The sequence below is a fragment of the Pseudomonas sp. PDM02 genome, assembly GCF_014852285.1.
Lineage (GTDB): Bacteria > Pseudomonadota > Gammaproteobacteria > Pseudomonadales > Pseudomonadaceae > Aquipseudomonas > Aquipseudomonas migulae.
Genome location: NZ_JACVBL010000015.1, coordinates 121,290 through 147,296, shown reverse-complemented (window position 1 = coordinate 147,296; position 26,007 = coordinate 121,290). Strand labels below are relative to the sequence as shown.

At 60.9% G+C, this 26,007-nt stretch carries 21 protein-coding genes and 1 pseudogene; 10 read left to right on the top strand and 12 right to left on the bottom strand.

The window, feature by feature from the left end; genetic code table 11:
- Positions 1-4: 4 nt before the first annotated feature.
- Both IB245_RS29430 and IB245_RS29425 read left to right on the top strand, forming a co-directional pair.
- Positions 5-1,465 (top strand): annotated as a pseudogene (locus IB245_RS29430) (HAMP domain-containing protein); the annotation flags it as partial.
- A gap of 102 nt (positions 1,466-1,567) precedes the next feature.
- Positions 1,568-2,323, top strand: a complete 756-nt coding sequence (locus IB245_RS29425) for a methyl-accepting chemotaxis protein (RefSeq protein ID WP_404943259.1) — start codon at positions 1,568-1,570, stop codon at positions 2,321-2,323.
- Positions 2,324-2,449: 126 nt separating this feature from the next.
- Here the strand turns inward: IB245_RS29425 and IB245_RS24150 are convergent, their stop codons facing one another.
- Genes IB245_RS24150 through IB245_RS24135 form a run of 4 tightly spaced genes read right to left on the bottom strand, consistent with a single transcriptional unit; the run spans position 2,450 to position 5,045 of the window.
- The gene (locus IB245_RS24150; protein WP_192228918.1) at positions 2,450-3,763 is read right to left on the bottom strand and encodes a sensor histidine kinase; all 1,314 of its coding nucleotides are present in this window, start codon (positions 3,761-3,763) and stop codon (positions 2,450-2,452) included.
- The gene (locus tag IB245_RS24145) at positions 3,760-4,428 is read right to left on the bottom strand and encodes a response regulator transcription factor (RefSeq protein ID WP_008025306.1); all 669 of its coding nucleotides are present in this window, start codon (positions 4,426-4,428) and stop codon (positions 3,760-3,762) included. The genes IB245_RS24150 and IB245_RS24145 overlap by 4 nt, the downstream gene beginning before the upstream one ends.
- Before the next feature lie 3 nt (positions 4,429-4,431).
- Positions 4,432-4,737 carry a PepSY domain-containing protein gene (locus IB245_RS24140; RefSeq protein ID WP_008025305.1) on the bottom strand — a complete coding sequence of 102 codons (306 nt, stop codon included), beginning with the start codon at positions 4,735-4,737 and terminating at the stop codon, positions 4,432-4,434.
- A complete protein-coding gene (locus IB245_RS24135; RefSeq protein ID WP_192228917.1) occupies positions 4,737-5,045 on the bottom strand; it encodes a PepSY domain-containing protein in 309 nt (102 codons plus the stop codon). Before IB245_RS24135 ends, IB245_RS24140 begins: the two co-directional genes overlap by 1 nt.
- A 279-nt stretch (positions 5,046-5,324) precedes the next feature.
- Between IB245_RS24135 and IB245_RS24130 the strand changes: the two genes are divergently transcribed.
- Positions 5,325-6,404 (top strand): patatin-like phospholipase family protein, encoded by a 1,080-nt coding sequence (locus IB245_RS24130; protein WP_192228916.1) that lies wholly within the window; start codon positions 5,325-5,327, stop codon positions 6,402-6,404.
- Positions 6,405-6,478: 74 nt separating this feature from the next.
- Positions 6,479-6,835, top strand: a complete 357-nt coding sequence (gene queD, locus IB245_RS24125) for a 6-carboxytetrahydropterin synthase QueD (protein ID WP_008025299.1) — start codon at positions 6,479-6,481, stop codon at positions 6,833-6,835.
- Between the two features lie 72 nt (positions 6,836-6,907).
- On the opposite strand, the gene IB245_RS24120 is transcribed toward queD, so the two are convergent.
- Positions 6,908-9,565 (bottom strand): RHS repeat-associated core domain-containing protein, encoded by a 2,658-nt coding sequence (locus IB245_RS24120; protein WP_192228915.1) that lies wholly within the window; start codon positions 9,563-9,565, stop codon positions 6,908-6,910.
- 152 nt (positions 9,566-9,717) lie between these two features.
- Between IB245_RS24120 and IB245_RS24115 the strand changes: the two genes are divergently transcribed.
- Together IB245_RS24115 and codA are read left to right on the top strand one after the other, a co-directional pair.
- Positions 9,718-10,548, top strand: a complete 831-nt coding sequence (locus tag IB245_RS24115) for an alpha/beta fold hydrolase (RefSeq protein WP_192228914.1) — start codon at positions 9,718-9,720, stop codon at positions 10,546-10,548.
- 297 nt (positions 10,549-10,845) lie between these two features.
- Positions 10,846-12,093: a cytosine deaminase gene (gene codA / locus IB245_RS24110; RefSeq protein ID WP_192228913.1), complete on the top strand. Its 1,248-nt coding sequence runs from the start codon at positions 10,846-10,848 to the stop codon at positions 12,091-12,093.
- Positions 12,094-12,210: 117 nt separating this feature from the next.
- Here the strand turns inward: codA and IB245_RS24105 are convergent, their stop codons facing one another.
- Positions 12,211-13,203: a diaminopimelate epimerase gene (locus tag IB245_RS24105; RefSeq protein WP_192228912.1), complete on the bottom strand. Its 993-nt coding sequence runs from the start codon at positions 13,201-13,203 to the stop codon at positions 12,211-12,213.
- A 165-nt stretch (positions 13,204-13,368) separates the two neighbouring features.
- Here IB245_RS24105 and IB245_RS24100 point away from each other — a divergent pair, with 165 nt between their 5' ends.
- Positions 13,369-14,520, top strand: a complete 1,152-nt coding sequence (locus tag IB245_RS24100) for an MFS transporter (protein WP_192228911.1) — start codon at positions 13,369-13,371, stop codon at positions 14,518-14,520.
- Between the two features lie 120 nt (positions 14,521-14,640).
- Here the strand turns inward: IB245_RS24100 and IB245_RS24095 are convergent, their stop codons facing one another.
- The 3 genes from IB245_RS24095 to IB245_RS24085 form a co-directional block, all read right to left on the bottom strand.
- The gene (locus IB245_RS24095; protein WP_192228910.1) at positions 14,641-17,073 is read right to left on the bottom strand and encodes a TonB-dependent siderophore receptor; all 2,433 of its coding nucleotides are present in this window, start codon (positions 17,071-17,073) and stop codon (positions 14,641-14,643) included.
- A gap of 97 nt (positions 17,074-17,170) precedes the next feature.
- Positions 17,171-18,154, bottom strand: a complete 984-nt coding sequence (locus IB245_RS24090; protein WP_192228909.1) for a FecR family protein — start codon at positions 18,152-18,154, stop codon at positions 17,171-17,173.
- Positions 18,155-18,194: 40 nt separating this feature from the next.
- Positions 18,195-18,695, bottom strand: a complete 501-nt coding sequence (locus IB245_RS24085) for a sigma-70 family RNA polymerase sigma factor (protein WP_008025288.1) — start codon at positions 18,693-18,695, stop codon at positions 18,195-18,197.
- Between the two features lie 215 nt (positions 18,696-18,910).
- Between IB245_RS24085 and tynA the strand changes: the two genes are divergently transcribed.
- Entirely contained in the window at positions 18,911-21,199 is a 2,289-nt protein-coding gene (gene tynA / locus IB245_RS24080; protein ID WP_192228908.1) for a primary-amine oxidase, read from the top strand.
- Between the two features lie 144 nt (positions 21,200-21,343).
- Here the strand turns inward: tynA and feaR are convergent, their stop codons facing one another.
- From feaR to paaY, 3 genes are all read right to left on the bottom strand, one after another.
- Positions 21,344-22,258, bottom strand: a complete 915-nt coding sequence (gene feaR / locus IB245_RS24075; protein ID WP_192228907.1) for a transcriptional regulator FeaR — start codon at positions 22,256-22,258, stop codon at positions 21,344-21,346.
- 86 nt (positions 22,259-22,344) lie between these two features.
- On the bottom strand, positions 22,345-23,268 hold the full coding sequence (gene paaX / locus IB245_RS24070; RefSeq protein WP_008025283.1) for a phenylacetic acid degradation operon negative regulatory protein PaaX: 924 nt from the start codon (positions 23,266-23,268) through the stop codon (positions 22,345-22,347).
- A gap of 166 nt (positions 23,269-23,434) precedes the next feature.
- Positions 23,435-24,031, bottom strand: a complete 597-nt coding sequence (gene paaY / locus IB245_RS24065) for a phenylacetic acid degradation protein PaaY (protein ID WP_192228906.1) — start codon at positions 24,029-24,031, stop codon at positions 23,435-23,437.
- Positions 24,032-24,390: 359 nt separating this feature from the next.
- On the opposite strand from paaY, the gene paaF reads away from it, so the two are divergent.
- Together paaF and paaG are read left to right on the top strand one after the other, a co-directional pair.
- The gene (paaF, locus tag IB245_RS24060) at positions 24,391-25,164 is read left to right on the top strand and encodes a 2,3-dehydroadipyl-CoA hydratase PaaF (protein WP_192228905.1); all 774 of its coding nucleotides are present in this window, start codon (positions 24,391-24,393) and stop codon (positions 25,162-25,164) included.
- A 50-nt stretch (positions 25,165-25,214) separates the two neighbouring features.
- Positions 25,215-26,006 (top strand): 2-(1,2-epoxy-1,2-dihydrophenyl)acetyl-CoA isomerase PaaG, encoded by a 792-nt coding sequence (gene paaG, locus IB245_RS24055; RefSeq protein ID WP_192228904.1) that lies wholly within the window; start codon positions 25,215-25,217, stop codon positions 26,004-26,006.
- The last annotated feature ends 1 nt before the right edge of the window (position 26,007 follow it).

Below are 26,007 nucleotides of genomic sequence, written 5' to 3'. Positions count from 1 at the left end.
GGCGATGGCGTCCGTCCAGTCAATAACGGATTGGCTGACCCACCGCTATCGCCAGCAAGCCGGCTCCTACAAGGGTTGTGCGGGTGATTCGATTTCCGTCGGACGGCATAAAGAAAGCAGATTTTCAGCCGTTACAGTGCAAAGTCTCAGATATTTATCGAATAAGGACGTCTCCATGTCGCTCAGACAACTTTCCATTCAATGGAAAATCACCCTGCTGGCCGGGCTTTGCCTCGCCGGTATCGTGACCTTGCTGGTAGGTCTTTCGCTGTATCGCATGGAGCACAGTTCCGAGCTGGTGAAAGCCTCGAGCATGGAGATGCTCACTGAAGCCGCCCAGGCCCGGATCGAGTCCCAGGGCGAAAACCAGGCGCTGAACATTCGCCAGCAGTTCATGGATGCCTATCAATATGGCCACGGCTTCTCGCGTCAGGTGTTGTTCCTGCGCGATCAGGCCGAAAAGCGCTTTCTCGATGCCTTCGACCTGCGTGAAGACCTGACCCGCCAGGTCAAGTCTGCGTTGCAAGCCAACCCGGAATTGCTCGGCCTGTCGCTGGTGTTCGAAGCCAATGCGCTGGACGGCAAGGACGAACTATTCGCCGGCCAGGCTGAGCTGGGCAGCAACGACAAGGGCCGTTTCGCGCTGTACTGGTCGCAACCGACCCCCGGCAAGGTGACGTCGATGGCGCTGCCCGAAAGCGACATGGCCGACACCAGCACCGGCCCCAGCGGTGAACCCGCCAACGCCTGGTTCACCTGCCCGCGCACCTCGCTCAAGCCCTGCGTGATCGAACCCTACTTCTATGTGATCGACGGCCAGAACGTGCTGATGACCAGCATCGTGTTCCCGCTGATGGTCAATGGCAAAGTCATCGCCTCGCTGTCGGTGGACATCAACCTCAACAGCCTGCAAGCCGTCAGCCAAGGCGCGAGCAAGAAGCTTTATGACGGCCAGACCAACGTCAGCATCATCAGCCCGGCCGGTTTGCTCGCCGGCTACAGCCCGGACGCCAGCAAACTCGCCCAGCGCCTGGACGCTGTGGATAAAACCAACGGCGCCGAGCTGATCCGCCTGCTCGCCGCCAGCAGCAAAACCGCCAGCCTGCACAGCAACCAGCAGTTGAAAGTGCTGTCGCCGTTCCAGCCGATCCCCGATGGCAAATCGTGGGGCGTGTTGCTCGATGTGCCGGAAAAAGTCCTGGTCGGCCCCGCCGAAACCCTGAAAAAACAACTCGATGAAAGCAATACCGCCGGCACACTGGTCGAACTCGGCCTCGGCGTGCTGGCCGCGTTGATCGGCCTGTTGCTGGTGTGGCTGATGGCGCGCAGCGTGACCAAACCGATCCTCGGCGTGGCGCACATGCTCGAAGACATCGCCAGCGGCGAAGGCGACCTGACCCGGCGCCTGGCCTACGACAAAAAGGATGAACTGGGCCAGTTGGCCGGCTGGTTCAACCGCTTCCTCGACAAGTTGCAACCGATCATCGCCGAGGTGAAACGCTCGGTTCAGGACGCACGCAGCACGGCGGACCAGTCTTCTGCCATCGCCACGCAGACTAGTGCCGGCATGGAACAGCAATACCGTCAGGTCGATCAGGTGGCGACCGCTTCCCACGAAATGAGCGCCACCGCCCAGGACGTTGCCCGCAGCGCGGCACAAGCGGCACAAGCAGCGCGCGATGCCGATCACGCCACCCGCCGTGGCTTGACCGTGATCGACCAGACCACCACCAGCATCGACAACCTCGCCGCCGACATGAGTGCAGCGATGGTGCAGGTCGAAGGCTTGGCGGCCAACAGCGAGAAAATCGGCTCGGTACTGGAAGTGATCCGCGCCATCGCCGAGCAGACCAACCTGCTGGCCCTCAACGCCGCCATCGAAGCGGCCCGTGCCGGTGAGGCCGGACGCGGTTTTGCGGTGGTGGCCGACGAAGTGCGCAACCTGGCGCGGCGTACGCAGGAGTCGGTTGAAGAAACCCGTCTGGTGATCGAGCAGTTGCAGAACGGCACGCAGGATGTGGTGGGGTCGATGAACAACAGCCATCGCCAGGCTCAGGGCAGTGTCGAGCAGGTCAGCCAGGCCGTCACGGCGTTGCGCCAGATCGGCGACGCAGTGACGGTGATCAGCGACATGAACCTGCAGATTGCCTCAGCGGCGGAAGAGCAAAGCGCGGTGGCGGAAGAGATCAACAACAACGTGGCGACGATCCGGGACGTGACCGAATCGCTGTCGGGGCAGGCGAATGAGTCGGCGCGGGTGAGCCAGTCGCTCAACAGCCTGGCGAATCAGCAGCAGAGCCTGATGGATCAATTCCGCGTCTGACTGACAACACACCTCCTGTAGGAGCCGGCTTGCTGGCGATGGCGGCGATACATTCAACACATGTGTTGCCTGACAGAACGCCATCGCCAGCAAGCCGGCTCCTACAGGTTATCGGGGTTTTCAATGTCAGCGTTTGGGCAGTTCGATGACAACCTTCAACCCGCCCCACTCGCTCTCCTCCAGCTGCAACACCCCGCCCCACGTATCGACGATGTCGCGCACAATCCCCAGCCCCAACCCATGCCCTTGCGCCTGTTCATCCAGCCGCGTGCCCCGGCTGAACACCTGAGCGCGCTGGTCCTCGGGAATCCCCGGCCCATCATCTTCCACGCTTAGCTCGAACCCTGCGACCGTCTCGACCACGCTCAACCGCACCTCGGCATCCGCCCACTTGCAGGCGTTGTCCAGCAGGTTGCCCAGCAGTTCCAGCAAGTCTTCGCGATCCCAAGGCAGCTGCAACCCGGCCGGCGCGCGATAGCTCAGTTCAAGGTGTTCGCCGTGGATCATGTTCAACGTGGCTAGCAATCCCGGCAGTTCCGCATCGCAATCAAACAACGCCCCCGGCAGCGCATCGCCGGACAACCGTGCGCGGTTAAGCTCGCGATTGAGTCGTTGCTGAACCTGTGCCAATTGGTCTTTGAGGATCTTGCGCAGCTCGGGATGGGCGTCGAGTTTCTCGCTGGACGCCAGGCTCAACAACACCGCCAGCGGGGTTTTCAAGGCATGTCCAAGGTTGCCCAGCGCATTGCGCGAACGCTTGAGGCTGTCTTCGGTGTGAGCGAGCAAATGGTTGATCTGCGCCACCAGCGGCTCAAGTTCCACCGGCACCTGATCATCCAGTTGCGAACGCTGGCCCTGCTGCAACTGGGCAATCTGCTCACGGGCCTTTTCCAGTGGACGCAAGGCGCGGCGCACGGTGATCCGTTGCAACAGCAAAATCAGCAGCAACCCCGCCAGACCCAGGCCCAGCCCCACTTGCTGCATGCGCTTGAAACTCTCGCGCACCGGCGTGTAATCCTGAGCGACGCTGATGGAGATCGATTGTCCCAAACGGCGATAGTCCGAACGCAAGACCAGCAATTGCTGGCCTTCCGGCCCCAGTTGCAGGTTGCTGTGCAGGCCGGGATGTTCGAGGCGCGGCAATTCCTGATCCCACAACGAACGGGAGCGCCAATGGCTGTCAGCAAAATCGATGCGGAAGTAATGCCCGGAAAACGGCCGTTGATAGGCCGGTGACAGATGGCGTTCATCCAGCTGCAAGCCCTGCGGCCCGCGCACCAGCGCCACCAGCAAACTTTCGCTGTCGTTGCGCAGCCCCGCTTCGAGGTAGCGCTGCAAGCCCACTTCGAACAACCACAGGCTGGTTTGCGCCAGCACCAGACCGACGATCACCATCACGCTGATCAGCCCCAGACTCAAGCGGCGCTGGATCGACCTCACTGCGCTTGCCCGCCGAACAGGTAACCCTGGCCGCGACGGGTTTCGATCACGCTGCGCCCGAGCTTGCGCCGCAGGTGGTTGACGTGAACTTCCAGCACGTTGGAATCGCGCTCGGTCTCACCGTCGTAGAGGTGTTCGGCTAGGTGGCTTTTGGAAAGAATCTGCTCGGGGTGCAGCATGAAATAGCGCAGCAGGCGAAACTCCGCGGCGGTGAGCTGGATGTCGGCACCGTCGCGGGTCACGCATTGCCGGCCTTCATCCAGGTGCAATCCAGCCGACTGCAACGTCGGTTGATTGACCTGGCCGTGGGAACGGCGCAACAACGCCTGAATGCGCAAATGCAGCTCTTCAGGGTGAAAAGGTTTGCTCAGGTAATCGTCGGCGCCGGCCTTGAGGCCTTCGATCCGTTCGGCCCAGGAACCGCGCGCGGTGAGGATCAACACCGGCGTGGCCAGCCCACCGGCGCGCCATTGCGCCAACACGTCGAGCCCCGGCAAACCGGGCAGACCGAGGTCGAGGATGATCAGGTCATACGGTTCGCTGCTGCCCTGATACACCGCATCTCGACCGTCGGCCAGCCAGTCCACGGCGTAGCCCTGGCGGTTGAGGCCGGCCATCAGTTCGTCGGCCAGGGGCACATGGTCTTCCACCAGCAGCAATCGCATCGGTCAATCTTCCTTGTCTTTCAGTAACTCGCCAGTGGCGGCGTCGAGGTCCAGTTCACGGACCACGCCTTCGGTGGTCAGCAGCTCGACTTCATAAATGTAGACGTCGTGTTTCTCTTCGAGCTCGGCTTCCAGCAGTTTTGAGCCTGGATAACGCTCCAGCGCCTGCTTCACCACTTGTTCGAGCGGCAGGATCACGCCCTGCTGGCGCAGGCGCAGGGCTTCGTCCTGATCAAGGTCGCGGGCCATGACGATCGAGCAAAACGCCAGAAGCACCAGCGCCATGCGTGACAATGAACACACCTTCATTACGTATCCTGATGATCCTTGAGAAGTTGCCCGCTGACCGCGTCTAATTCCAGGTCCCACTCAAGGCCTTGCGGGTCGCGCAGCTCCACCTGATAGATGTACTTGCCGTACTCTTCTTCCAGCTCGGTTTCGGTGACCGTCGAGCCTGGGTGTTTGGCCAGTGCCGTGGCGTTGAGCTTCTCGAAAGACACAATGGTACCAGCGTCGCGCAGCCGCAGGGCTTCGTCGGGGCCCAGGTCGCGAGCGTGGGCAATGCTGACGGTCATGGCGACGATGGAGGCGGTGTACAGGGCAGTCAGGGTTTTCATGGGTGTCTCCGTATTTTTTATGTGCTGCGTACGGAAGGCACCTTAGCGATTCGAACTTAATTGAAACTGAATTGCCATCATCAAGAATGGCATCACGCTATCGTCGGCATACGCCAAACCTGTAGGAGCACGGCTTGCCGGCGAAGGCGCCCTTGACATCGCCTTCGCCGGCAAGCCGTGCTCCTACAGATTCCTGGTGCAACATCGAATGCGAGGTATTGCCGCCCCCTGCAGCCACACTGTTTATAATCCGCCCGCTTGCCAGACATCGAGACCGGTATGACCGCCATCCACATCAAGTTCCCTTCCCTGACCCTCAAGGCCGGCCCGCGTGCCTTGGCGCGCATCCGTGAGCACGGCTTGAACGCCGCCGATGTCGGTACGTTGCCGGGTGCTGCCGGCGGGCCGAAGGCGTTGGGGATTCAAGGTCTGGACCTGGCGCTGTTTGGCGAATGGCTGCCCGCCGCGCCGCGTGAACGCTCGCTGATCGGCGCCTCGGTCGGCTCCTGGCGCTTCGCCAGTGCCTGCCTGCCGGACGCCGCCGAAGGCATTCGCCGCCTCGGTCACCTGTACACCGAGCAGAACTTCGCCAAAGGCGTGACCATGGCGCAGATCAGCCAGAGCTCGCAACGCATGCTCAATGACCTGCTCGACGGTCGCGATGCAGCGATTCTGAGCAACGCGAATTACCGGCTGAACATCATGGTGGTCAAAAGTCATGGCCTGCTTGCAGACGATCATCGCGGTCGTCTCGGGCTGGGCCTGTCGTCGGTGATCGCCGACAATCTGCGCGGTCGCGCGCGGCTGTCGCGGCATTTCGAGCGGCTGATCATCCACGACCCGCGCTTGGCACCGCCGGTCAACGCGCTGAACGATTTCCCCTCGCGCTTCGTCGCGCTGAATACCGGCAACCTGCGTCAGGCCCTGCTCGCCTCGGGCTCGATCCCGATGGTCATGGAAGGCGTGCGCGACCTGCCGGGCGCTGGCACCGGGACGTTCCGCGACGGCGGCCTGCTCGACTATCACCTCGACCTGCCCTACAGCGGCAACGACATCGTGCTGTACCCACATTTCACCGACCGGGTGATTCCCGGCTGGTTCGACAAAACCCTGCCGTGGCGCCGTGCCTGCCCAACGCGCTTGCAGGATGTCCTGTTGCTGGCGCCGTCCAAGGAATACCTGGCCCGCCTGCCCTACGGCAAACTGCCGGACCGTAACGACTTCAAGCGTTTCATGGGCGATGCGCCGAGCCGGCAGAAATACTGGCGTGCAACCATGGAAGAAAGTCGCAGACTGGGCGATGAGTTTCTCGAACTGGCCGCCAACGGTCGCCTTGGCGAACGCTTGCTGACCCTTTAGTCAGGACAAACTGTTAAACTCGCCGCCTGCCCACATCGCTGCGGCGATCGCCACCTGACAGAGCTGAAACCACTGTGGAAATCTTCAAAGAATTTACCTTCGAATCCGCCCACCGCCTGCCCCACGTCCCGGAAGGCCACAAGTGCGGCCGCCTGCACGGTCACTCGTTCAAAGTGGCGATTCATTTGAGTGGCGATCTGGACCCGCATACCGGCTGGATTCGCGACTTTTCCGAGATCAAGGCGATCTTCAAGCCGTTGTATGAGCGCCTGGATCACAACTACTTGAATGACATTCCGGGGTTGGAGAATCCGACCAGTGAAGTGTTGGCGAAGTGGATCTGGGTTGAGTTGAAGCCGTTGTTGCCGGAGCTTAGTGCGATTCGGATTCATGAGACTTGTACGAGTGGGTGTATTTATCGCGGGGAGTGAGCAAAAGTTAAAAAACCACTTAAACAAGTGGTTTTTTATCGCATTACCAACACAAATATAATTTTCCGCCATCTATTTACCCGCATGTGTTTTAACATGTTTATTCAGATGATCTTTCCGCAAAAATAGTTTACCGCACACATTGCACTGATTATTCTTTACTTGCGAATGCACAAACTTATGTTTAACAAGATTACTAGCATCCGAAAACTTCCTATCGCAACTAGGCCAATCACATATGTACGGCTGTTCCTTAGTATGCCCTCGCATGTGCCTGATCAAAGAGTAAGAGCGTTTAAACTGTACACCGCATCCATCAACTTCGCATTTAATTGGCTTATCGCCACTATGGGTATGAATGTGACGTGAAGCTTGTGACTTACTCACTATTTTTCCACAAATTGAGCAGGTTACACGCTTGCTTGACTCTGCAAATCGCACTAAATCATCAGAAAAATTATGTGAACTTTCGAACACCACTGAGGAAGCGTTCGATGATGAGCTGGCAGCCATCGACGGATCTCCCGTTGCCATTGGAGCCAACTCTATTTCATCAATACCTACAGATTCGTTTTGACTCACTAATCTCTCGTCAAAGGGCTGTAAACCTTCAAACACGACAGAGTTCATGGACGACTGAGAGTCGTTGGAATCGTTTTCAATCTGGACTGACGACACTTCAGCATCAGGCCGCAGTGTGTCAACAATATGAATCCATGCCGCTCGCCCCGCATCCAGCGCCAAGTCTTCGGGGTCACGTAACTCACCTCCCCGCGCAATAAAATCCTCGGTGCTTTCCTTCATTCGCCCATCCACATCCACATGCCCCACCGGCGAATTCCCCACAAAACAATACAGATTCAACCCATCCACGGCCCCCGCCGGGTCCGGGTTGATCCATCGGCACAGCCACGGCGCAAAGTAACGATAACCGTAGTAATACAACCCGGTCGCATCCCGTTCCTTGCCCGAATAGCGAATGGTTTTGTACGCACCGCTCTGATCGCTATGGTTTTCATAGGCCGTGCCGCCAAACGGGTAAAACTCTTCGCGGCTTTGCACCCTGGCCTGTTCATCCAATTCCAGCGTCCCGGACCTGAGATGGTCGGTCAGGTGGTAACGCAACGAATGGTCGGGCGTATCGGCGCCGTGCAGCCACTTCACTCGATTGCGTCCGGCCTCCAGGTCGAGCACTTCATGCTGCTTGCCGCCCGGACGATGATGGATCTCCAGCCCCGGCAGGTAGCGCACTTCGGCGATCACGGTGCGGGCAGCGGCCAGTGCGGTGCGGACTTTGCGCAGGCGTTTGCCACCGCCGCCATAGAGGTAGCGCTCGGTGTCGTCGTCTTCGTCTTCGTCTTCGCGCACCACCGGTGACACGCAGGACAACTGGTTACGCGCATCCCAGCTCATGGTTTGGCCAGGCTGCAAATATTGCAGGTTGCCGTTGGCGTCGAAATGGCGGGCGAAATCCGGCGAAGTGTCGTCCTTGAGCAGGCTGCGGTTGCTGTTTGGATCAATGGCCCAGCGCCGGGTGAACGGCTGGACCCCGAGGTGGCGCAGTTCGGTCAGGTTGCCACCCGCGTCGTAGTCGTATTCTTCGCAGTAGTTGACCACCGCGTTGGGGTTGGCCGAGGCGCGGTACGCCGTGCCGGGATAACTGGATGAGCGCTCGGCTTCCCATCCGCTGGCGTGGGTTAACTGACCCAACGTGTCGTAGCCGTAGGTGCATTGGCCGTCGATGCGCTGGTTGTTGTGGTAACGGACCGGCAATGCGTGATTGTCGATCTGGAGGATGTTGCCCATCGGGTCGACGCTGTATCGAAGATCTTGCAGTGGAGCGGCGTTCGGCAACCCGGCGCACAAGCGCAGCAGACGCCCGTCATCAAGCGCGTACTGCGCCTCGGTGACCACGCCGTTGCCGGCGGTTTCCCGTTCGACTTTTCCGCCGGGATTATAGCGGATGTCGTGCACCAGACACTGCCCGGGCGCAGCGCTGTTCGCCGGTTGCAACCAGCCGTCCTTGAGCTGCCCGGCCACGGTGTAGCTGAAGTGGCGGCGATGGGCTTTGGCGTCGGTGAGGCTGAGCAAATCGCCCAACGGGTTATAGGCCCAATGGCTTGCTAGCCCGGGATCAGCTTCCAGCAAGCGATCACGTGCGGCGCAGTCCAGCGGCCAGTCCGGCGGATCGAGGGTGGCCAGAAAGTGGCTGATTTCACTTAACGCCAGGCCCCGCAGATCGTACGCCGGCATGTGCCGCGTGCCGGCTAAATCGTCGTGACGAATCACTCGGCAGCATTGATTGGCAGCATCAAAACCGCCCCCGGCACTGCCGTATTCAAAACGCTCCACAACCCGTTCCAGCTCTCTTACGGCAACAGGCCGCAGCGACGAATCGTACTGCGTATCCTGCCGGCCCCCCCGACTGTCCCATCCACTCAAGACCTCATCCGCTTGCCCGACCAACAACACCCGCCAACCGGCATCGACACTGTCAGTCGCCAACACCTTGCCGGTCAGGGAGAAACAATGACTCAATGCAGACGCGGACAACCGCGCATCCCGTTGCTCTATCCCCCTTCCCGCTGCATCGAACACCTGCCGCGTCACCCGCACTTGCGGCGTTTGCCCACTCTGCCCACGCCAGTACGCCACACCACGCACAGCCAGGCCGCGCGGGTCGATGACCGCCAGTGCGGGCGTTCCATGATGCAGGCTGAGGTTGTCCATGGGCTGTGGATATCATCCGCCATCAACAGCCGTCTACTGTCACAAATCACAGGTATTCATCCCGCTGATCCGACAGATCAAAAAAACTGCCGGGACGAGCGGTTTTTTTATGCCTATGCTTTTTCGCTCGCACCCGCCAAGAGGACGTCCCCATGACTGACTGGCCGCTGGCTCAAACCTATCGCTTCAACGGGCATTCCGTCCGTTACGCCGTGCGTGGCGACGGCCCGCCGTTGGTGTTCGTGCATGGCACGCCGTTCTCTTCGTATGTGTGGCACCGGATTGCGCCGCACTTCATCACGTCGCACCGGGTGCATTATTTCGACCTGCTGGGTTACGGGCTGTCCGAGAAGGTCGAGGGCGATGTGTCGCTGGGGGTGCAGAACGAGTTGTTGACCCAACTGCTGGAGCATTGGGGGCTGGATTGCCCGGATGTGGTGGCCCACGATTTCGGCGGCGCGACGGTGCTGCGCGCGCATCTGCTGAACGGCAAGGACTACCGCAGCCTGACGCTGATCGACCCGGTGGCGTTGACGCCGTGGGGCTCGCCGTTCGTGCAGCAGGTGCGTCAGCATGAAGCGGCGTTCAGCGGTGTGCCCGATTACATTCAGCGGGCGATTGTGTCGGCCTATGTTCGCGGGGCGATCAAGCGCGACATACCCGACGATGAACTCGCGCCCTACGTGCAACCGTGGCTGGGCGATCCGGGGCAAGCGGCGTTTTACCGGCAGATCGCGCAGATGGATCAGCGCTATACCCGTGAGGTCGAGGGGTTGTACCCGACGATTCGTTGCCCGGTGCAGATTCTGTGGGGCGAGGATGATCAGTGGATCCCCATCGAGCGTGGCCGCGCACTGCAGCAGATGATTGCGGGGGCGCAGTTTCACCCAATCCCCAATGCCGGGCATCTGGTTCAGGAAGATGCGCCTGAAGCCATCGTTGCCGCACTGCTGCGTTTTCTCCCAGCACATAGATCCCCTTGAAAACACACGGACTCTTGTAGGAGCCGGCTTGCTGCGGGCGGCGTTCCGACGATAGCGGTGTGTCATTCGGCACATATGTTGCGTGTCATACCGCGATCGTCGGAACGCCGCCCGCAGCAAGCCGGCTCCTACAAAAAGCGGTGTTTCTTCAGTTGGTCCCGATCAATGGCGGGCATTTTTCTTTCGCTGGCGTGGTCAAAGTTCGCATCTGACCGATGCTCGATTTCCGTTGCCGCGCTAATGTCTATAACTGACGCGCCAACGCACTACTACAAGATCTCCAAAAGGATTCGCCTGATGCACATCATCAACGCCCGCCTGCGCAACCAAGAAGGCCTGCATGAGTTGCACCTGGAAAACGGCCTGATCAGCAATATTGCCCGTCAGACCGAAGCGCCGACCCTGGGCCCCGATGATCTGGACGCCGGCGGCAACCTGGTGGTGCCGCCCTTCGTCGAACCGCACATCCACCTCGACGCCACGCTCACCGCTGGCGAACCGCGCTGGAACATGAGCGGCACGCTGTTCGAAGGCATCGAATGCTGGGGCGAGCGCAAGGTGACGATCACCGAGGAAGACACCAGGACACGCGCCAGGAAAACCATCCAGGCCCTCGCCGCCCACGGCATCCAGCATGTGCGCACCCATGTCGATGTCACCGACCCGCAGCTGACGGCCCTGAGGGCGATGCTCGAAGTGCGCGAGGAAAGCCGGCACCTGATCGACATGCAAATCGTCGCCTTCCCCCAGGAAGGCATCGAGTCGTACCGCAACGGTCGTGAGCTGATGGAAGAAGCGATCCGCATGGGCGCGGACGTGGTTGGCGGGATTCCGCATTTCGAATACACCCGCGATCAGGGCGTGAGCTCAGTGAAGTTCCTGATGGACCTGGCCGAGCGCACCGGCTGCCTGGTGGACGTGCATTGCGATGAAACCGATGACCCACACTCGCGGTTTCTCGAAGTGCTCGCCGAAGAAGCCCGCAGCCGCGACATGGGCTCGCGGGTCACGGCCAGCCACACCACGGCCATGGGCTCTTACGACAACGCGTACTGCGCCAAACTGTTTCGCCTGCTCGGGCATTCAGGGATCAGTTTTGTCTCCTGCCCCACCGAAAGCATTCACCTGCAAGGGCGCTACGACAACTTTCCGAAACGTCGTGGCGTCACTCGGGTGAATGAGTTGCTCGAAGCGGGGATGAACGTGTGCTTCGGCCAGGACTCGATCGTCGACCCGTGGTATCCGCTGGGTAACGGCAACATTTTGCGGGTGCTCGAAGCGGGTCTGCACATCTGTCACATGCTCGGGTATCGCAACCTGCAAAGCGCGCTGGACCTGGTCACCGACAACAGTGCCAGGGCGATGAACCTGGGGGATCGGTATGGACTGGAGCGCGGGCGGCCGGCGAATTTGCTGATTCTTTCGGCGGACAGTGATTACGAGGTGATCCGCAGTCAGGGCTTGCCGCTGTATTCGGTTCGTGATGGGAAGGTGTTGATGAAGCGGGAGATGCCGGTGGTGGAGTTTTTTGGTGATCAGGGCTGAATTGCGCTGCCAGGACTGACGCCTTCGCGGGCAAGCCTCGCTCCTACAAGATCAACGCCGACCTTGTAGGAGCGAGCGATGCGGCGATCCGACTTGCCCGCGAAGGCAATCTCAAATTCAACCCATCAACCGCGCCGTACCAAACAGGCTGACCCGACTCAATTCCCCGTCTGTTTCCTCCAACAAAATCGGCGCCGTCCCACCGGGCATCACCACCTTCACCTCACCCGCCACCACCCAACCCACCCGCCACGCCGCACACGCTACCGCACTCGCACTGGTACCGGACGACGCCGTCGGCCCTTCCCCACGTTCAAACACCCGAGCAGCAATTCGCCCCGCTGACTCGCGCATCGCCCATTGCAAATTAACCCCCGCCGGGCACGGTCGCCCTGCCCCGGTCGGCATCGCGTAGGCAATGCGCGTCAACCCTTCGGACAATCGCGCTTCGCGCATCTGCTCATTGGCCGGCAATGCCTCGGCATCGTCCACAAGCGTTACGCAATGCGGATTGCCGACCCGCACGAATTGGCTGCAGGACCAGGCGGGATCCAGCGCCGACAACGATTGAACGTGGCTGAGCCCACGGCCGCTGAATGCCACATCGGTCACCCCTTGAGCACTGACCGCCTCGGGCCCGAACGCCGGTTTGCCCAGATCCAGCCAGAAACCCTGCACACCCTCGACCTGCGCACTGTTCACCAATGTTTCACCAGGCGAAGGCGTGTCGGCCTTGTCGTGATGAACCCTGAGCACACACGGCGCGTTTTCCGGAAACAGCCCTTGGTCGCTGAGCGCCTGGGAGAAAATCGTCAGCCCGTTGCCACTGCGCTCGGCCAGGGTGCCGTCGGTGTTGACGATCAACAGATCGAACGGCGGCGACGCTTGAAACGGGCCGACCAGCAGACCGTCGCAGCGATGGTCCTTGCTGCCGGGCGGTTGCGTGCCCGGCGCCCAGGCACAGAACGCCTCGATGGCCGACACTGCCCAGGTCGTGCGGGTTTGCGCCGCCAGACTGGCCTGTTCAGGTAAATCGATCCCTTCGCGGCGCACTGCATCCGGCGCCACTACCGCGTAGATATTGCCTCTAGCATCGTAGAACGGCGTCATGGCGCCTCCCGTGTAAACATCACAGGCGTGCAACATATCGCGAAACCGCGACGGGCTGTGCAAGGATGTCACCCTGCCTGACCGCGAAACCGTCCGGACGCTGATCGAACCTCATGGGTGAGTCACTGTCCCTTGGGGACGCGACGTTTTTTGCCAAGGATCGATATGACCAACCTCAACACGCCCACCACTTTCGTGCCCGGACGCCTGGAACAGATGTCCACGCGCATTGCCTTTTTCATCGCCGGTTTCGGGATTGCCGCGTGGGCGCCGCTGGTGCCTTACGCCAAGGCCCGGGCCGGGCTGGATGAAGGCACCCTCGGCTTGCTGCTGTTGTGCCTGGGGGTGGGCTCGATTCTGGCGATGCCGATGGCAGGGCTGCTGGCCACGCGTTTCGGCTGCCGGCGCGTGCTGACGGGCGGTACGTTGTTGATCTGTGTGGCGCTGCCGCTGTTGGCGACGGTGTCCTCGATCCCGGCGCTGATTGCGGCCTTGTTCATGTTCGGCGCGGGCCTCGGCACGGTGGATTCGACGGTGAACCTGCAAGCGGTGATCGTCGAGCGCGCCAGCGGCAAAACCATGATGTCGGGTTTCCACGGGCTGTTCAGCCTCGGCGGGATTGTCGGGGCAGCGGGCGTCAGTGCCCTGCTCGGCTTCGGGGTTTCTCCGTTGGGGGCGATGCTGGTGGTGATCGTGCTGCTGCTGATCGCACTGTGCAAAGCCGCGCCGCACCTGCTGCCGTATGGCAGCGAAAGTTCCGGGCCGGCCTTTGCCATTCCCCACGGCATCGTGCTGTTTATCGGCGGGATGTGTTTCATCGTGTTCCTTGCCGAGGGCGCGGCACTGGACTGGAGCGCGGTGTTCCTGGCGCAGGAACGCGGGATCGACACGGCCTATGCGGGATTGGGTTATGCGGCGTTTGCGCTGACCATGACGGCCGGGCGCTTGACCGGTGACAAGATCGTCCGGCGCCTAGGCGCGACACGGGTGATCGTGTTCGGTGGGCTGACGGCCGCTACCGGCCTGTTTCTGGCGACGTTTGCACCGAGCTGGGAGATGGCGCTGGTGGGTTATGCACTGCTGGGCGCGGGCTGCTCGAATATCGTGCCGGTGCTGTACACCGCCGTGGGCAAGCAGACGGTCATGCCTGAAAGCATTGCCGTGCCGGCGATTACGACGCTGGGTTACGCGGGGATTCTGGCGGGGCCGGCGGTGATCGGATTCATCGCCCACGGCAGCAGTTTGAGTTTTGCCTTTGGGCTGATGGCGGTGTTGCTGGTGGCGGTTGCCATTGGCGGGAAGGTGTTGAAGGCCTGAAAAGCATCGCGAGCAGGCTCGCTCCCACAGGTGATCATCAGCGAGCACAAATTTTGTGTACGACAAAGATCTAATGTGGGAGCGAGACCGGCTTGCCGGCGATGAGGTCACCCGGGTCTATCAGAACCCGACGCTGGCCTGCACAAAGAACGTGCGCGGTGCGCCGACGTACATGCCCGAGTTGTTGTCGCTGGAGCGGGTGAAGTACTGCTTGTCGAAGATGTTTTTCACCCCGGCGCCGACTTTCAGGTTGGACAGCTGCGCGCCGAAGTCATAACCGCCCCGCACGTTCCAGGTGACGTAACCCGGAATGTCGCCGTACTGACCGTCCGCTGTGCCTTCGGTGATGTAGTTGTTGGTGAAGCTGCCGTTGGAGTTCACGGCAACGCCCGGCGAACGTTGTTTGGACTGGGCAAACGCATCGACGTTGTAGGTCCAGCGGTCGATGTCATAACGCAAGCCGGCAGTCGCGACCTGGCGCGAATAGAACGGCAGGTCACGGCCCTTGAAGCCTGGAATCTCCCCTTCATACACGGCACGTGTGTAGGTGAAACCAGCGTTGGCGCTCAGGCCGTCGAGCCGTGGGTCCAGTGCCGCCATGTCGTAATGCACCGATGCTTCAACGCCCTGGTGCGTGGTTGCGCCGAGGTTGGTCCAGCCCGCATCGTTGCTGATGTACTGCAACTCTTTATCGAAGTCGATGTAGAACAGCGTCACTTCGCCGCCCCACACATCATCGTTGTAGCGCGTGCCGAGCTCGTAGGTCTTGGCTTTTTCCGGCTCCAGACCGTTGGCGGTGCTGTCACCCGTGCCGCCCTGGCCGAGCTGGAAATACTGCAGGCTGCCGAACGAAGTCTCGTAGTTGGCGAACAGTTTCCAGGCATCGGAAATGTGATACATCACGCTCAAGGCCGGCAGCGGCTCGTTGCTTTCGATGCTGCGATTCTTCTCCGTCACACGCTTGCCATCGGCATCGCGTCCGGGACGCTCATGCCAGTCGGTGCTGATGTGCTCGAAACGGATACCGGGTGTAATCGTCCAGTTGCCGACGTCGATCTTGTCGTCGAGGTAAACGGAGTTGGCTTCCGTGCCGCCGGTGCGGTCCTGGTACACATGGCCGTCCGAGGCCTTGGTCACGACGGGCTCGTTGCTCTTGTTCAGCTCCAGGCGGGTCGCCTGTTCGTGCATGCCTTCCTTGAGGTAGCGATAACCGACGCTGACTTCCTGGGTGGTCGGGCCCACGTCGAACACATGGGACACCCGCGGTTCGATGCCGAAGGTGTAATAGGTCCGCGGGAACGAGCCGATAGTCTTCTGGTCGCGGGCGGCGATGTTGCTGCCACGGAAGCTGTCGGAGTAGTACGTCAGCACTTCTGCCTGGGTACGGTCATCGATCTGCCGCGCCCACTTGAACGAGACGTCCTTGCGGCGCCCGCTGAAGTTGTCGTTGTTGCGGTCGGACTGAAACGGATTGGCGTCGTACTGCGCCTGAGTCAGGCCGCCGGGCATGTCGGCGCTGGCGTCGTAGTAATGCAGGTTGAGGCTGAAGTCGTCGACATCGGTCGGCGCCCAGTGGGTCTTGAGCAACACGTCGTCGATGTCGTTGCCATTGTTGCGCTCACGGTAACCGTTGCCGTTCACGCCCGAGTACAACAGCGCCACGCCCATGCCGTTGTCCGCCGTACCGCCGGCAAACGCCGTGTCGATGTGCTTCCAGCCACCGTGCTTGGAAGTTTCCAGGGTGGTGCCGATTTCGGCGGAAGCTTTTTCCGGGATTGCGCGGGTCACGAAGTTGATCACACCGCCAACGTTTTGCGGCCCGTAGCGCACGGAACCGGCACCGCGCACCACGTCGATGCTGTCGAGGTTACCCGAGGAAATCGGAGCCATGGACAGCTGCGGCTGGCCATACGGCGCGAATGCGGCCGGTACGCCGTCGATCAGCACGGTGGAGCGTGGCGACAGACGCGAAGTCAGGCCGCGCACGCCGACGTTCAGGGAGATATCGCTGCCGCCAGTGCCGTTGGCTTCTTGCACTTGCACACCGGGCACACGCTTCAACACGTCGCCGACGTTCATCGCGCCTTGCTCGACCATGGCTTCTCGGCGAATCACCGTGCGGGCACCGGGGTGGTTCTGCACCACGGCGGCATCGGCGTCACCGAGCCAGTCACCAACGACCTTGATGTCAGTCACGCCCAGTTCCAGTGGGCCATTGGCGGCGGAAGTCGGCGATGGAGCCGGCGTCAGGGTCACCGAACCTTCGTCGATCTGATACTCGAGACCGCTGCCCTGCAGCAATTGGCGCAAGGCCTGCTCCGGCGAAAGGTTGCCATCCACCGCCGGGGCCTGTTTGCCGGCGACCAGTTCAGGACTGAAAAAAACCTGCAACGAGGTTTGCTGGCCGAGCTCGCTCAGCGCCTGACCCAAGGGTTGCGCCGGGATGTGAATGGCATCGGCGGCAAAGGCCTGGGGCAGCGCAGCGTTGACCGCCAGCGCAAGGGCCAGCGGCAACCAAAGGGAGTTGTTGTTTTTAGCGGTGGTTTTTTTCACGTCGAACGTAGTCCTGTGGATCGCAAGAGTGTGCGCCTGTTAATGCAAACCAGTTGCAGTTGGACAGGAAGACGATCAACTCGAAAAAAACCTGAATTTATTTTGAAATTATTTCCTGACTGCCGTCATCGAGGGTGCGCACAGCCACCGGCAAGATGGTCGGCAAGGCCTTGAGCAGCGCGTCGGTGTTGTCGGATTTGAACACGCTGGTCAGGCGCAGATTGCCCACTGTGTCGTTGCCGACGGTGAGTGGCTTGTCCCGATAACGCGACACTTCCTCGGCCACTTCGGCCAGGCTGGCGTTGTTGAACACCAGTTTGCCGTTGCGCCAGGCCGTCAATTCCGCAGGGTTGACCGCATAGGCCGAGGCCACTTTGCCCTGGGCATCAATGCGCGTTCCCAGGCCAGCGGTAAGGTTGACGAACTCATTGTCTGCCGCGCCGTGCCCCTGAACCCTGACCGTGCCCTGCTCCACCACGACCCGGGTGTCACGAGCGCCGCGACGCACATCGAAGCGCGTGCCGGTGACCGTGACCTTGCCGCTGCCCGCCTCGACCACAAATGGCCGGTCGCTGTCGTGGGCGACGCTGAACATTGCCTCGCCTTGCGTCAACTCGATGCCGCGCTGACCTTTTTCAAAGCGCACCTGAAGACGGCTGCGGCTGTTCAGGTCGATCACCGAACCGTCCGGCAGCGCCACCTGGCGACGCTCGCCCAACGCTGTCGAATACTCGGCGGTGTATGGCGCCGGTTGATTCAAACCGCTGAACAGGCCCAGTCCCAGCGCCACGGCCACCACACTGGCCGCCACCGCATAACGCACCAGCGGCCGACGTTTGCTGCGCGCCGGCGGGGTTTCGCACAAGGCTTGCAGTCGCGCACGCGGCACCAGGTCGGCGGCTGTCCACAGGCCCTGAAGCAACTGAAATTCGTCGCGGTGCTGAGGGTGCTCGTTCAGCCAGTACTCGAAACGCTGGCGCTCTTCGACGTCAATGGCCGGCTCCTGCAAACGCACAAACCACTGCGCCGCCTCATCGCGAACCGTCGTTTGCCCGCACGCGCAATCACGAGTATCCATCATGGAAGTTCCTGTTTGGCTGGGGAAGAGAGTGCACGGCCGATCATGGTTGCAAACCGTCGAGGCGGTCGCGCAGATGCCGCAGGGTGCGGATCATATACTTTTCCACCATGTTCTTGGACAGTCCCAGGCGTTCGGCGATTTCAGCCTGGGTCAGCCCTTCGATCTTCTGCCAAACAAAAACCTTGCGACAGTTGACCGGCAACTCGGTAAGCGCCCGCTCAATGGAATCAGCCAACTGGATCGCATGCATGAAATGCTCCGGGTCGCCGGACGACGACACACTGTGATCAACCGCCTCCGACTCCATGGCGCCCCGCCGATCCTCACGCCGATAACCATCCACCGCGATGTTGCGCGCAGTCTGGTGCAAATACGCCCGGGGTTGCTGCACCGCCGCCGAATCGGACTCAAGCACCCGCACGAAGGTGTCGTGGGCCAGATCCTCGGCCTGCTGACGATTTCTCAGGCGACGGGTCCAGGTGCCAACCAACTCTTCGTAATGCTCGAAAAAGCCGTGTCTGCGGGGCAACTTGGGGGTCATTGCGGTGTGCTGTGATGACGGGGCGTGAATAGTAATGCTTCCTATTAACCGGAAGCAATGGATTCCAGACAGCCGACTCGCCACCACTCGTCAACGAGAAAAGTTGATTTAGGCACACAGCCAAAGGATTCTGGCAGGCATCCAAAAGAAGCCAGCCACGAGCTGTAGCAAAGTGCAGTCATGCCAGTCACCGGCGTTCGTCCAGGAATTCAGACATGTTCACCTCCTTTGCCTCACTGAAAAGAAAACCCCTCGCCCGCCTCGCGCTGGCCATCAGCCTTGGCACGCTTGGCCTGCCTTACTGGGCGGGCACCGCTCAGGCCCATGGCGGGCACGCCGAGATGGTGCCGCTGCAAGCGGGCCTTGAGGAGTTTGGGGCCACGGTGAAATGGGACGACTACGCCGACCTGTTCGTGATTGCCAAGGACGGCGTTTATCTCAAGGTCAAACCGGGCAGCAAGGTCGCCATGCTCAACGGCAAACGGATGGAGCTGAATGTGCCGGTGGTGTTCAAGGGCAAGACTGCCTTCATGTCCAAGGACTTCATCAATCAGGTGTTCCAGTCCGGCCTGGACAAGACCTTTGTCGTCGAGACGCGCCCTAACCCGCTCAACCCGCTGAGCGCGGATGAGATCAAGACCGCTGTAGAGATCATCAAGCAATCGGAGCACTACAAACCCGGTTTCCGCTTCACGGAAGTATCGGTCAACGAGCCGCCGAAGGATCAGGTGTGGAATTTCGTCTACAGCGGGCAAAACGTCGCCCAACCGCGCCAGGCCAACATCGTGGTGCTCGACGGCAAGCATGTGGTTGAAGGCCTGGTCGATCTCGACAGCAAGACACTCAAATCGTGGAAGCCGATTGAAGGCGCCCACGGCATGGTCCTGCTGGATGACTTCGCGACGGTGCAATCGGCGATTGAAGCGAGCCCCGAGTATGCGCAGGCGCTGACCAAACGCGGTATCAGCGATGTGAAGAAGGTGGTGGCCACACCGTTGACGGTCGGTTACTTCGACGGCAAGGACGGGCTGGCGCAGGACAAGCGTCTGCTGAAAATCGTCAGCTATCTGAATACCGGTGACGGCAACTACTGGGCGCACCCGATCGAGGGGCTGGTGGCGATTGTCGATCTGGAGCAGAAGAAACTGATCAAGATCGAAGACGACGCGGTCATTCCGGTGCCGATGAAATCGACGCCGTACGACGGACGCGGGCGTAAGGGCACGTCGGTCAAGCCGCTGGAAATCATCGAGCCCGAAGGCAAAAACTACACCATCTCCGGCAACAGCATTCACTGGCAGAACTGGGACTTCCACGTTCGCCTCGACTCGCGGGTCGGCCCGATCCTGTCCACCGTCACCTATGACGACAAGGGCAAGAAACGCAAAATCATGTACGAAGGCTCGCTGGGTGGCATGATCGTGCCTTATGGCGATCCGGATGGCGGCTGGTACTTCAAGGCTTATCTCGACTCGGGCGATTACGGCATGGGCACGCTGACCTCGCCGATTGCGCGCGGTAAAGATGCTCCGGAAAACGCCGTGCTGCTGGACGCCACCATTGCCGACTACACCGGCGCCCCGACCTCGATTCCCCGCGCCATGGCGGTGTTCGAGCGCTACGCCGGCCCGGAATACAAACACCAGGAAATGGGCCAGCCCAACCTCAGCACCGAGCGTCGTGAACTGGTGGTGCGCTGGATCAGCACCGTCGGCAACTACGACTACATTTTTGACTGGGTCTTCCAGCAAAACGGCACTATTGGCATCGACGCCGGCGCCACCGGCATCGAAGCGGTCAAGGGCGTGAAATCGAAAACCATGCACGAAGCCACGGCCAAGGAAGACACGCGCTATGGCACGCTGCTGGACCACAACATCGTCGGCACCACGCACCAGCACATCTACAACTTCCGCCTGGACATGGACGTGGACGGTGAGAACAACTCGCTGGTGGAAGTGAACCCGGTGGTTGCCCCGAACGACCGTGGCGGGCCGCGCACCAGCACGATGCAGACCGAAACCAAAGTCGTCGGCACCGAGCAGCAAGCCGCGCAGAAATTCGACCCCTCGACTGTTCGCCTGCTGACCAATACCAGCAAGGAAAACAAAGTCGGCAACCCGGTTTCCTATCAGTTGATTCCGTACGCCGGCGGCACGCACCCGGTGGCCAAGGGTGCCAATTTCGGCAAGGACGAATGGCTCTATCACCGCCTGAGTTTCATGGACAAACAGCTGTGGGTGACGCGCTACAACCCGGAAGAAAAGTACCCGGAAGGCAAGTACCCGAACCGCTCGGACAAGGATGCGGGGCTTGGGCAGTTCACCCACGACAACCAGTCCATCGAAAACAGCGATGACGTGGTCTGGCTGACCACCGGCACCACGCACATCGCCCGTGCGGAGGAATGGCCGATCATGCCGACCGAGTGGGTGCATGTGCTGTTGAAGCCGTGGAATTTCTTCGATGAAACGCCGACGCTGAACCTCAACGTGCCGCAGTAATACGGCACACCCCCTGTAGGAGCCGGCTTGCTGCGGGCGGCGTTCCGACGATAGCGGAGTGTCAGCCGACATAAATGTTTCTGACACACCGCCATCGCCAGCAAGCCGGCTCCTACAGGGGTTAGGCGTTTATTCAGTTGGATCTCAGGCGTGTTTTTTGCGGTACTCGCCAGGCGAAATGCCGAAGCGCGATTTGAACGCGGTGGAGAAGTAGCTCGAATCGGAAAAGCCCCATGAATACCCCAGCACCGACAACTTCTGCTCGGTACGCGTTTGGCGCAGGGACTCCGCGCACAAATCCAGTCGCCGATTCTTGATGTACCGCGCCACCACCAATCCCTTCTTGGCAAACATCCGGTACAAACCACGCGTCGACATTCCCACCTCGCGCGCCAGCCATTCGGGGCAGAGGTCTTCCGAGCGGATGTGCTCATCGATGAAGCCCAGGGTCTTGCGGAAAAGGCGCTCATGCACGTCCGCGCATGCTTCGCTGTGGCTGATGGCCGGGCGCAGCAGGCTGACAATCGCCTCCAGCGTCGCTTCGCTTTCTGCCCGGCTCAGACATTGCTGGTGCGTGGCGTCCAGAATCAAGCGGTGCGAGAGCATCGCGATGGGGGATGTCGCGGCGATCCGGTGACCGCACTGGACCTGATTGAAGCGCAGGGTTTGCTCGACCAGTTGCGACGGCAGAATCAATGACAACTGCCGGGAGTTTTCACTGTAGGTAAAGTCGCTGGGGCGCGAGGCGTCGATCAGCGTGATATCCCCGGCCGACAGCAACACCTTGCTGTCGCCCTGAGCCATGCCGGCGCTGCCATCGAGCTGAAACACCGCAAAGTATTTACCGTCCTCGCCCGCCGCCACTTCGTGAGGCGTGCGGTACAGCCGTGCCTGGCGGGCATCGACAAAACTGAGCTTCAGCGCGCCGTCCTGGTGCTCGCGGATCTGTCCGGCAAACTCATCGCCCAGAGGTTGCGCATTGAAGGCGCCACAGATCTGGTTGATCTGATGAATCCACTGATCGAAGCCATCACGGCGCTGTGCAATTGAAGAAATCATGTCGGGCCTCACGCAGGCTTGTTTTTATTATCTACGCCAATCCTCGGGTTCTCCTGAACAGTGCCGCTCCTACGCAAACAGACGGGTTATTTAAGCCCGCCAAAGCGCCGATAAAAGCTTTCGCCCACGTCCGGCAACGGACCATCGGCGGTTTCCAGTGCAGTGTTCAACCACTCTTCGGCCTTGGCGTAGATCAGCCGGTAAATGTTTCGGCACAACTGGCGGGCGGCGCGTCCTTCCCAATCGCCGGGCAACAACTCGTCCGGCAATTGCGGGTCACGCAGCAGCAGTTTGCGGTACTCGTGAATAAGCAGGACCCGTGCCAGGAAGCAGTCCGAAGGTTGCAGGTTTTCCTGCTCGCGAAGCGCTTGCCAGAGCGGTCGGAACAGTTGGATGAACTCGCTGTAATGGGCCGCCAGTTCCTCGATGTTCCAGCTCTCGCGCACCTGCAAACGCAGGGCCTTGGAGGCAAGCACGTCTTGTGCGGTGGTTTCGAAGACGATGGTGTCTTCCTGGGCACCCAGGTCGAGCAAGGTCGCGTTGACGTCGGCCCGATCACTGCGCGGGCAGGCCAGCACGGCGGGCGAGATCGCACCAAAACCTTGCCACTCCAGTTCTTCGCGCACTTGTTTGCGCTTGTCCTGGGTCAGTTGCGTAAGCATCACCAGGCACCACGAACCGTCCCAGGCCGGAACGGTGGAGCTGTAGACCCGCTTGAAAGCTTTGTCGAAACGCCGACGGCCGGCGCCGGTCAGGCTGTAGTAGCTGCGACGCCCGACTTTTTCGGCGGTCAGCCAGCCTTCCTTGGTCAGGCGAAAAATCGAGGTGCGGATCAGCCGTTCGTTGATGCCGATGGGCTCGAGCAACTGAATCAGGCTGCCCAGCCACACCGTGCCGCCGTGGGGTTCGATGGCATCCCCGTACAGCGTGATGATCAAGGAACTGGCGCGGATCGGCGTCTGCTCCTGGAAGCGGGTAATCAGATGGTTCAAGGGTGTCAGGGACGACATGGGCGTACCGAGCTGAAAAAAGAAAAGGAATATACCGAATGTCCGCCGGTTAAGCGCATTCCCCTGTAGGAGCCGGCTTGCTGGCGATGGCGGTGTGTCAGAAACATTAATGTCGGCTGACACTCCGTCATCGCCAGCAAGCCGGCTCCTACAGGGGATTGCGTGTTCATGAAGAACTGCCCTTGGGCCGCAGGCCGCTGTCGCTGATACGCGGGCGGTCGGGCTCCGGTTCGGTCAGCGGCTCGCAGACTTGCATCTGCTCCAGGCAACGCTTGGCCAGTTGCTGATACTCGCGAGTGCCCGCCTGCTTCCACGACACCTCTTCATCGCTGAGGCTGCGCTTGACGCTGGCCGGCGCGCCCATGATCAGCGACTGCTCGGGGCCTTCGAAACCGGCCTTGACGAAGGCCGCCGCCGAGACGAATGAGCGTGCACCGATGCGCGCATTGTCCATCACCACCGCATTCATCCCCACCAACGCGTCGGCGCCAATCCGGCAGCCGTGCAACACCGCGCCATGGCCGATGTGACCGTTGCGCTCAACCACGGTGTCGCTGTCCGGGAAACCGTGCATCACGCAGGTGTCCTGCAGATTGGCGCCCTCCTCCAGCACGATCCGGCCGAAGTCACCGCGCAGACTCGCCAGCGGACCGACGTAGCAATGGGGACCGATGATCACGTCGCCGATCAGCACGGCGGACGGGTGAACGTAAGCGCTGGGGTCAACCACCGGAGTCAGGCCATCGAGGCTGTAGCAGGTCATGGGGCGTTTCCTTATAGAGCATTCACAAAGCGATGCCGATGCAGACTCATTTTGTATCACATCACTTTTACATTAACAAAGCACAAAAACCGTATCACTTACAAAGCCACTGGCTTGCCGCGTCTATTTAGAGGACAAAACCCCGGCTAAAACCAATAAAACAGGCGCATCCAGCGTTTGAGCAAAGCCATTCGAACCAAAGCCATAAAACCACAAACCCGACGATAGGACACATTAAATCTATTTTTGTATTGCATTTACGTATCACGATATAGGTATACTCCGGCAAAACCGGCCTACGCGCCGATCCAATAATGAGCCGGCATTGCAGCCGAGCGTGCACCGTGAGGGCATCCGCCATGCCTCTAACCCTTGCTGTCGAATTCCACGAACCGGGCGTCCGCCTGATTACCTTGCAGCGTCCGCAAGCGTTGAATGCCCTGACCACCCAATTGCTGGGTGAGCTGGCGGACGAACTGACGGCCGCGCAAGCCGATGCCGAGACCCGCGTCGTGGTCCTGACCGGTAGCCGCAAAGCCTTCGCGGCCGGCGCCGACATCAAGGAAATGGCCGAACGCAATCTGGTCGGCATCCTCGACGACCCGCGCCAGGCGTCGTGGCAAACCATCACCCGCTTCAACAAACCGCTGATCGCCGCCGTCAACGGCTTCGCCCTCGGCGGTGGCTGCGAACTGGCGATGCACGCCGACATCATCATCGCCGGCGAGGACGCACGTTTCGGCCAGCCGGAAATCAACCTCGGGATCATGCCCGGCGCCGGCGGCACTCAACGTTTGCTGCGCGCCGTCGGCAAATCCATGGCCATGCAGATGGTCCTGACCGGCGAGCCGATCGACGCCCGCCAGGCCCAGCGCGCCGGGCTGGTCAGCGAAGTTACCCAACCGGAATTCACCGTCGAGCGTGCGCTGCAGATCGCCCGCAGCGTTGCCACGAAAGCACCGCTGGCGGTGCGCCTGGCCAAGGAAGCGCTGCTCAAGGCGATGGACACCGACCTCGCCAGCGGCCTGCGTTTCGAGCGCCACGCCTTCACCGTGCTGGCCGGCACCCGCGACCGTGACGAAGGCATCGCGGCCTTTCAGCAAAAGCGCACGCCGAACTTCACTGGCCAGTAATCCGGCCATCGATAACGAATTCGAACGACCTCCCAGAGAACGCCAAGACCATGAACTTCGAACACATCCTGTTTTCCATCGAGGCCGGCGTTGCCCTGCTGAGCCTCAATCGCCCAGACCAACTCAACAGCTTCAACACGCAGATGCACGGCGAAGTGAAGGAAGCGCTCAAGCAGGTTCGGCAGAACCCGGACGTGCGCGTACTGCTGCTGACCGGTGAAGGTCGCGGTTTCTGCGCCGGGCAAGACCTCAGCGACCGCAATGTCGCGCCGGGCAGCGCCGTGCCGGATCTGGGCGAGTCCATCGAGAAGTTCTACAACCCGCTGATCCGCCAGTTGCGCGACCTGCCGCTGCCGGTGATCTGCGCGGTCAACGGCGTGGCGGCCGGCGCCGGCGCCAACATTCCACTGGCTTGCGACCTGGTATTGGCAGCGCGTTCGGCGAGCTTTATCCAGGCCTTCTGCAAGATCGGTTTGATCCCGGATTCCGGCGGCACCTGGACCTTGCCGCGCCTGGTTGGCATGGCCCGCGCCAAGGCACTGGCCTTGCTCGGCAATCGCCTGAGCGCCGAGCAAGCCGAGCAATGGGGGCTGATCTACCGCGTGGTGGACGATAGCGAATTGCGCAATGAAGCCCTGACCCTCGCCCGCCATCTGGCCACGCAACCGACGTATGGCCTGGCACTGATCAAGCGCAGCCTCAACGCCAGCCTGAGCAACACCTTCGACGAACAGCTGGAGCTGGAAAAAGACCTGCAACGCCTGGCTGGGCGCAGCGAGGATTACCGTGAAGGCGTCAGCGCCTTCATGGAAAAACGCAGCCCAAGCTTCAAGGGGCGCTGAG

Coding starts and splice junctions, on each gene's coding strand:
- IB245_RS24135 (WP_192228917.1), bottom strand. CDS start 5,045: ATGAAAACCCTGACTGCCCTGTACACCGCCTCCATCGTCGCCATGACC.
- paaY (WP_192228906.1), bottom strand. CDS start 24,031: ATGACCTGCTACAGCCTCGATGGCCTGACTCCGGTGGTTGACCCCAGC.
- IB245_RS24120 (WP_192228915.1), bottom strand. CDS start 9,565: ATGGACAACCTCAGCCTGCATCATGGAACGCCCGCACTGGCGGTCATC.
- IB245_RS29425 (WP_404943259.1), top strand. CDS start 1,568: ATGGAACAGCAATACCGTCAGGTCGATCAGGTGGCGACCGCTTCCCAC.
- IB245_RS24090 (WP_192228909.1), bottom strand. CDS start 18,154: ATGATGGATACTCGTGATTGCGCGTGCGGGCAAACGACGGTTCGCGAT.
- IB245_RS24145 (WP_008025306.1), bottom strand. CDS start 4,428: ATGCGATTGCTGCTGGTGGAAGACCATGTGCCCCTGGCCGACGAACTG.
- feaR (WP_192228907.1), bottom strand. CDS start 22,258: ATGATTTCTTCAATTGCACAGCGCCGTGATGGCTTCGATCAGTGGATT.
- codA (WP_192228913.1), top strand. CDS start 10,846: ATGCACATCATCAACGCCCGCCTGCGCAACCAAGAAGGCCTGCATGAG.
- paaG (WP_192228904.1), top strand. CDS start 25,215: ATGAACTTCGAACACATCCTGTTTTCCATCGAGGCCGGCGTTGCCCTG.
- IB245_RS24140 (WP_008025305.1), bottom strand. CDS start 4,737: ATGAAGGTGTGTTCATTGTCACGCATGGCGCTGGTGCTTCTGGCGTTT.
- IB245_RS24105 (WP_192228912.1), bottom strand. CDS start 13,203: ATGACGCCGTTCTACGATGCTAGAGGCAATATCTACGCGGTAGTGGCG.
- IB245_RS24085 (WP_008025288.1), bottom strand. CDS start 18,695: ATGACCCCCAAGTTGCCCCGCAGACACGGCTTTTTCGAGCATTACGAA.
- paaF (WP_192228905.1), top strand. CDS start 24,391: ATGCCTCTAACCCTTGCTGTCGAATTCCACGAACCGGGCGTCCGCCTG.
- paaX (WP_008025283.1), bottom strand. CDS start 23,268: ATGTCGTCCCTGACACCCTTGAACCATCTGATTACCCGCTTCCAGGAG.
- IB245_RS24115 (WP_192228914.1), top strand. CDS start 9,718: ATGACTGACTGGCCGCTGGCTCAAACCTATCGCTTCAACGGGCATTCC.
- IB245_RS24100 (WP_192228911.1), top strand. CDS start 13,369: ATGACCAACCTCAACACGCCCACCACTTTCGTGCCCGGACGCCTGGAA.
- IB245_RS24130 (WP_192228916.1), top strand. CDS start 5,325: ATGACCGCCATCCACATCAAGTTCCCTTCCCTGACCCTCAAGGCCGGC.
- tynA (WP_192228908.1), top strand. CDS start 18,911: ATGTTCACCTCCTTTGCCTCACTGAAAAGAAAACCCCTCGCCCGCCTC.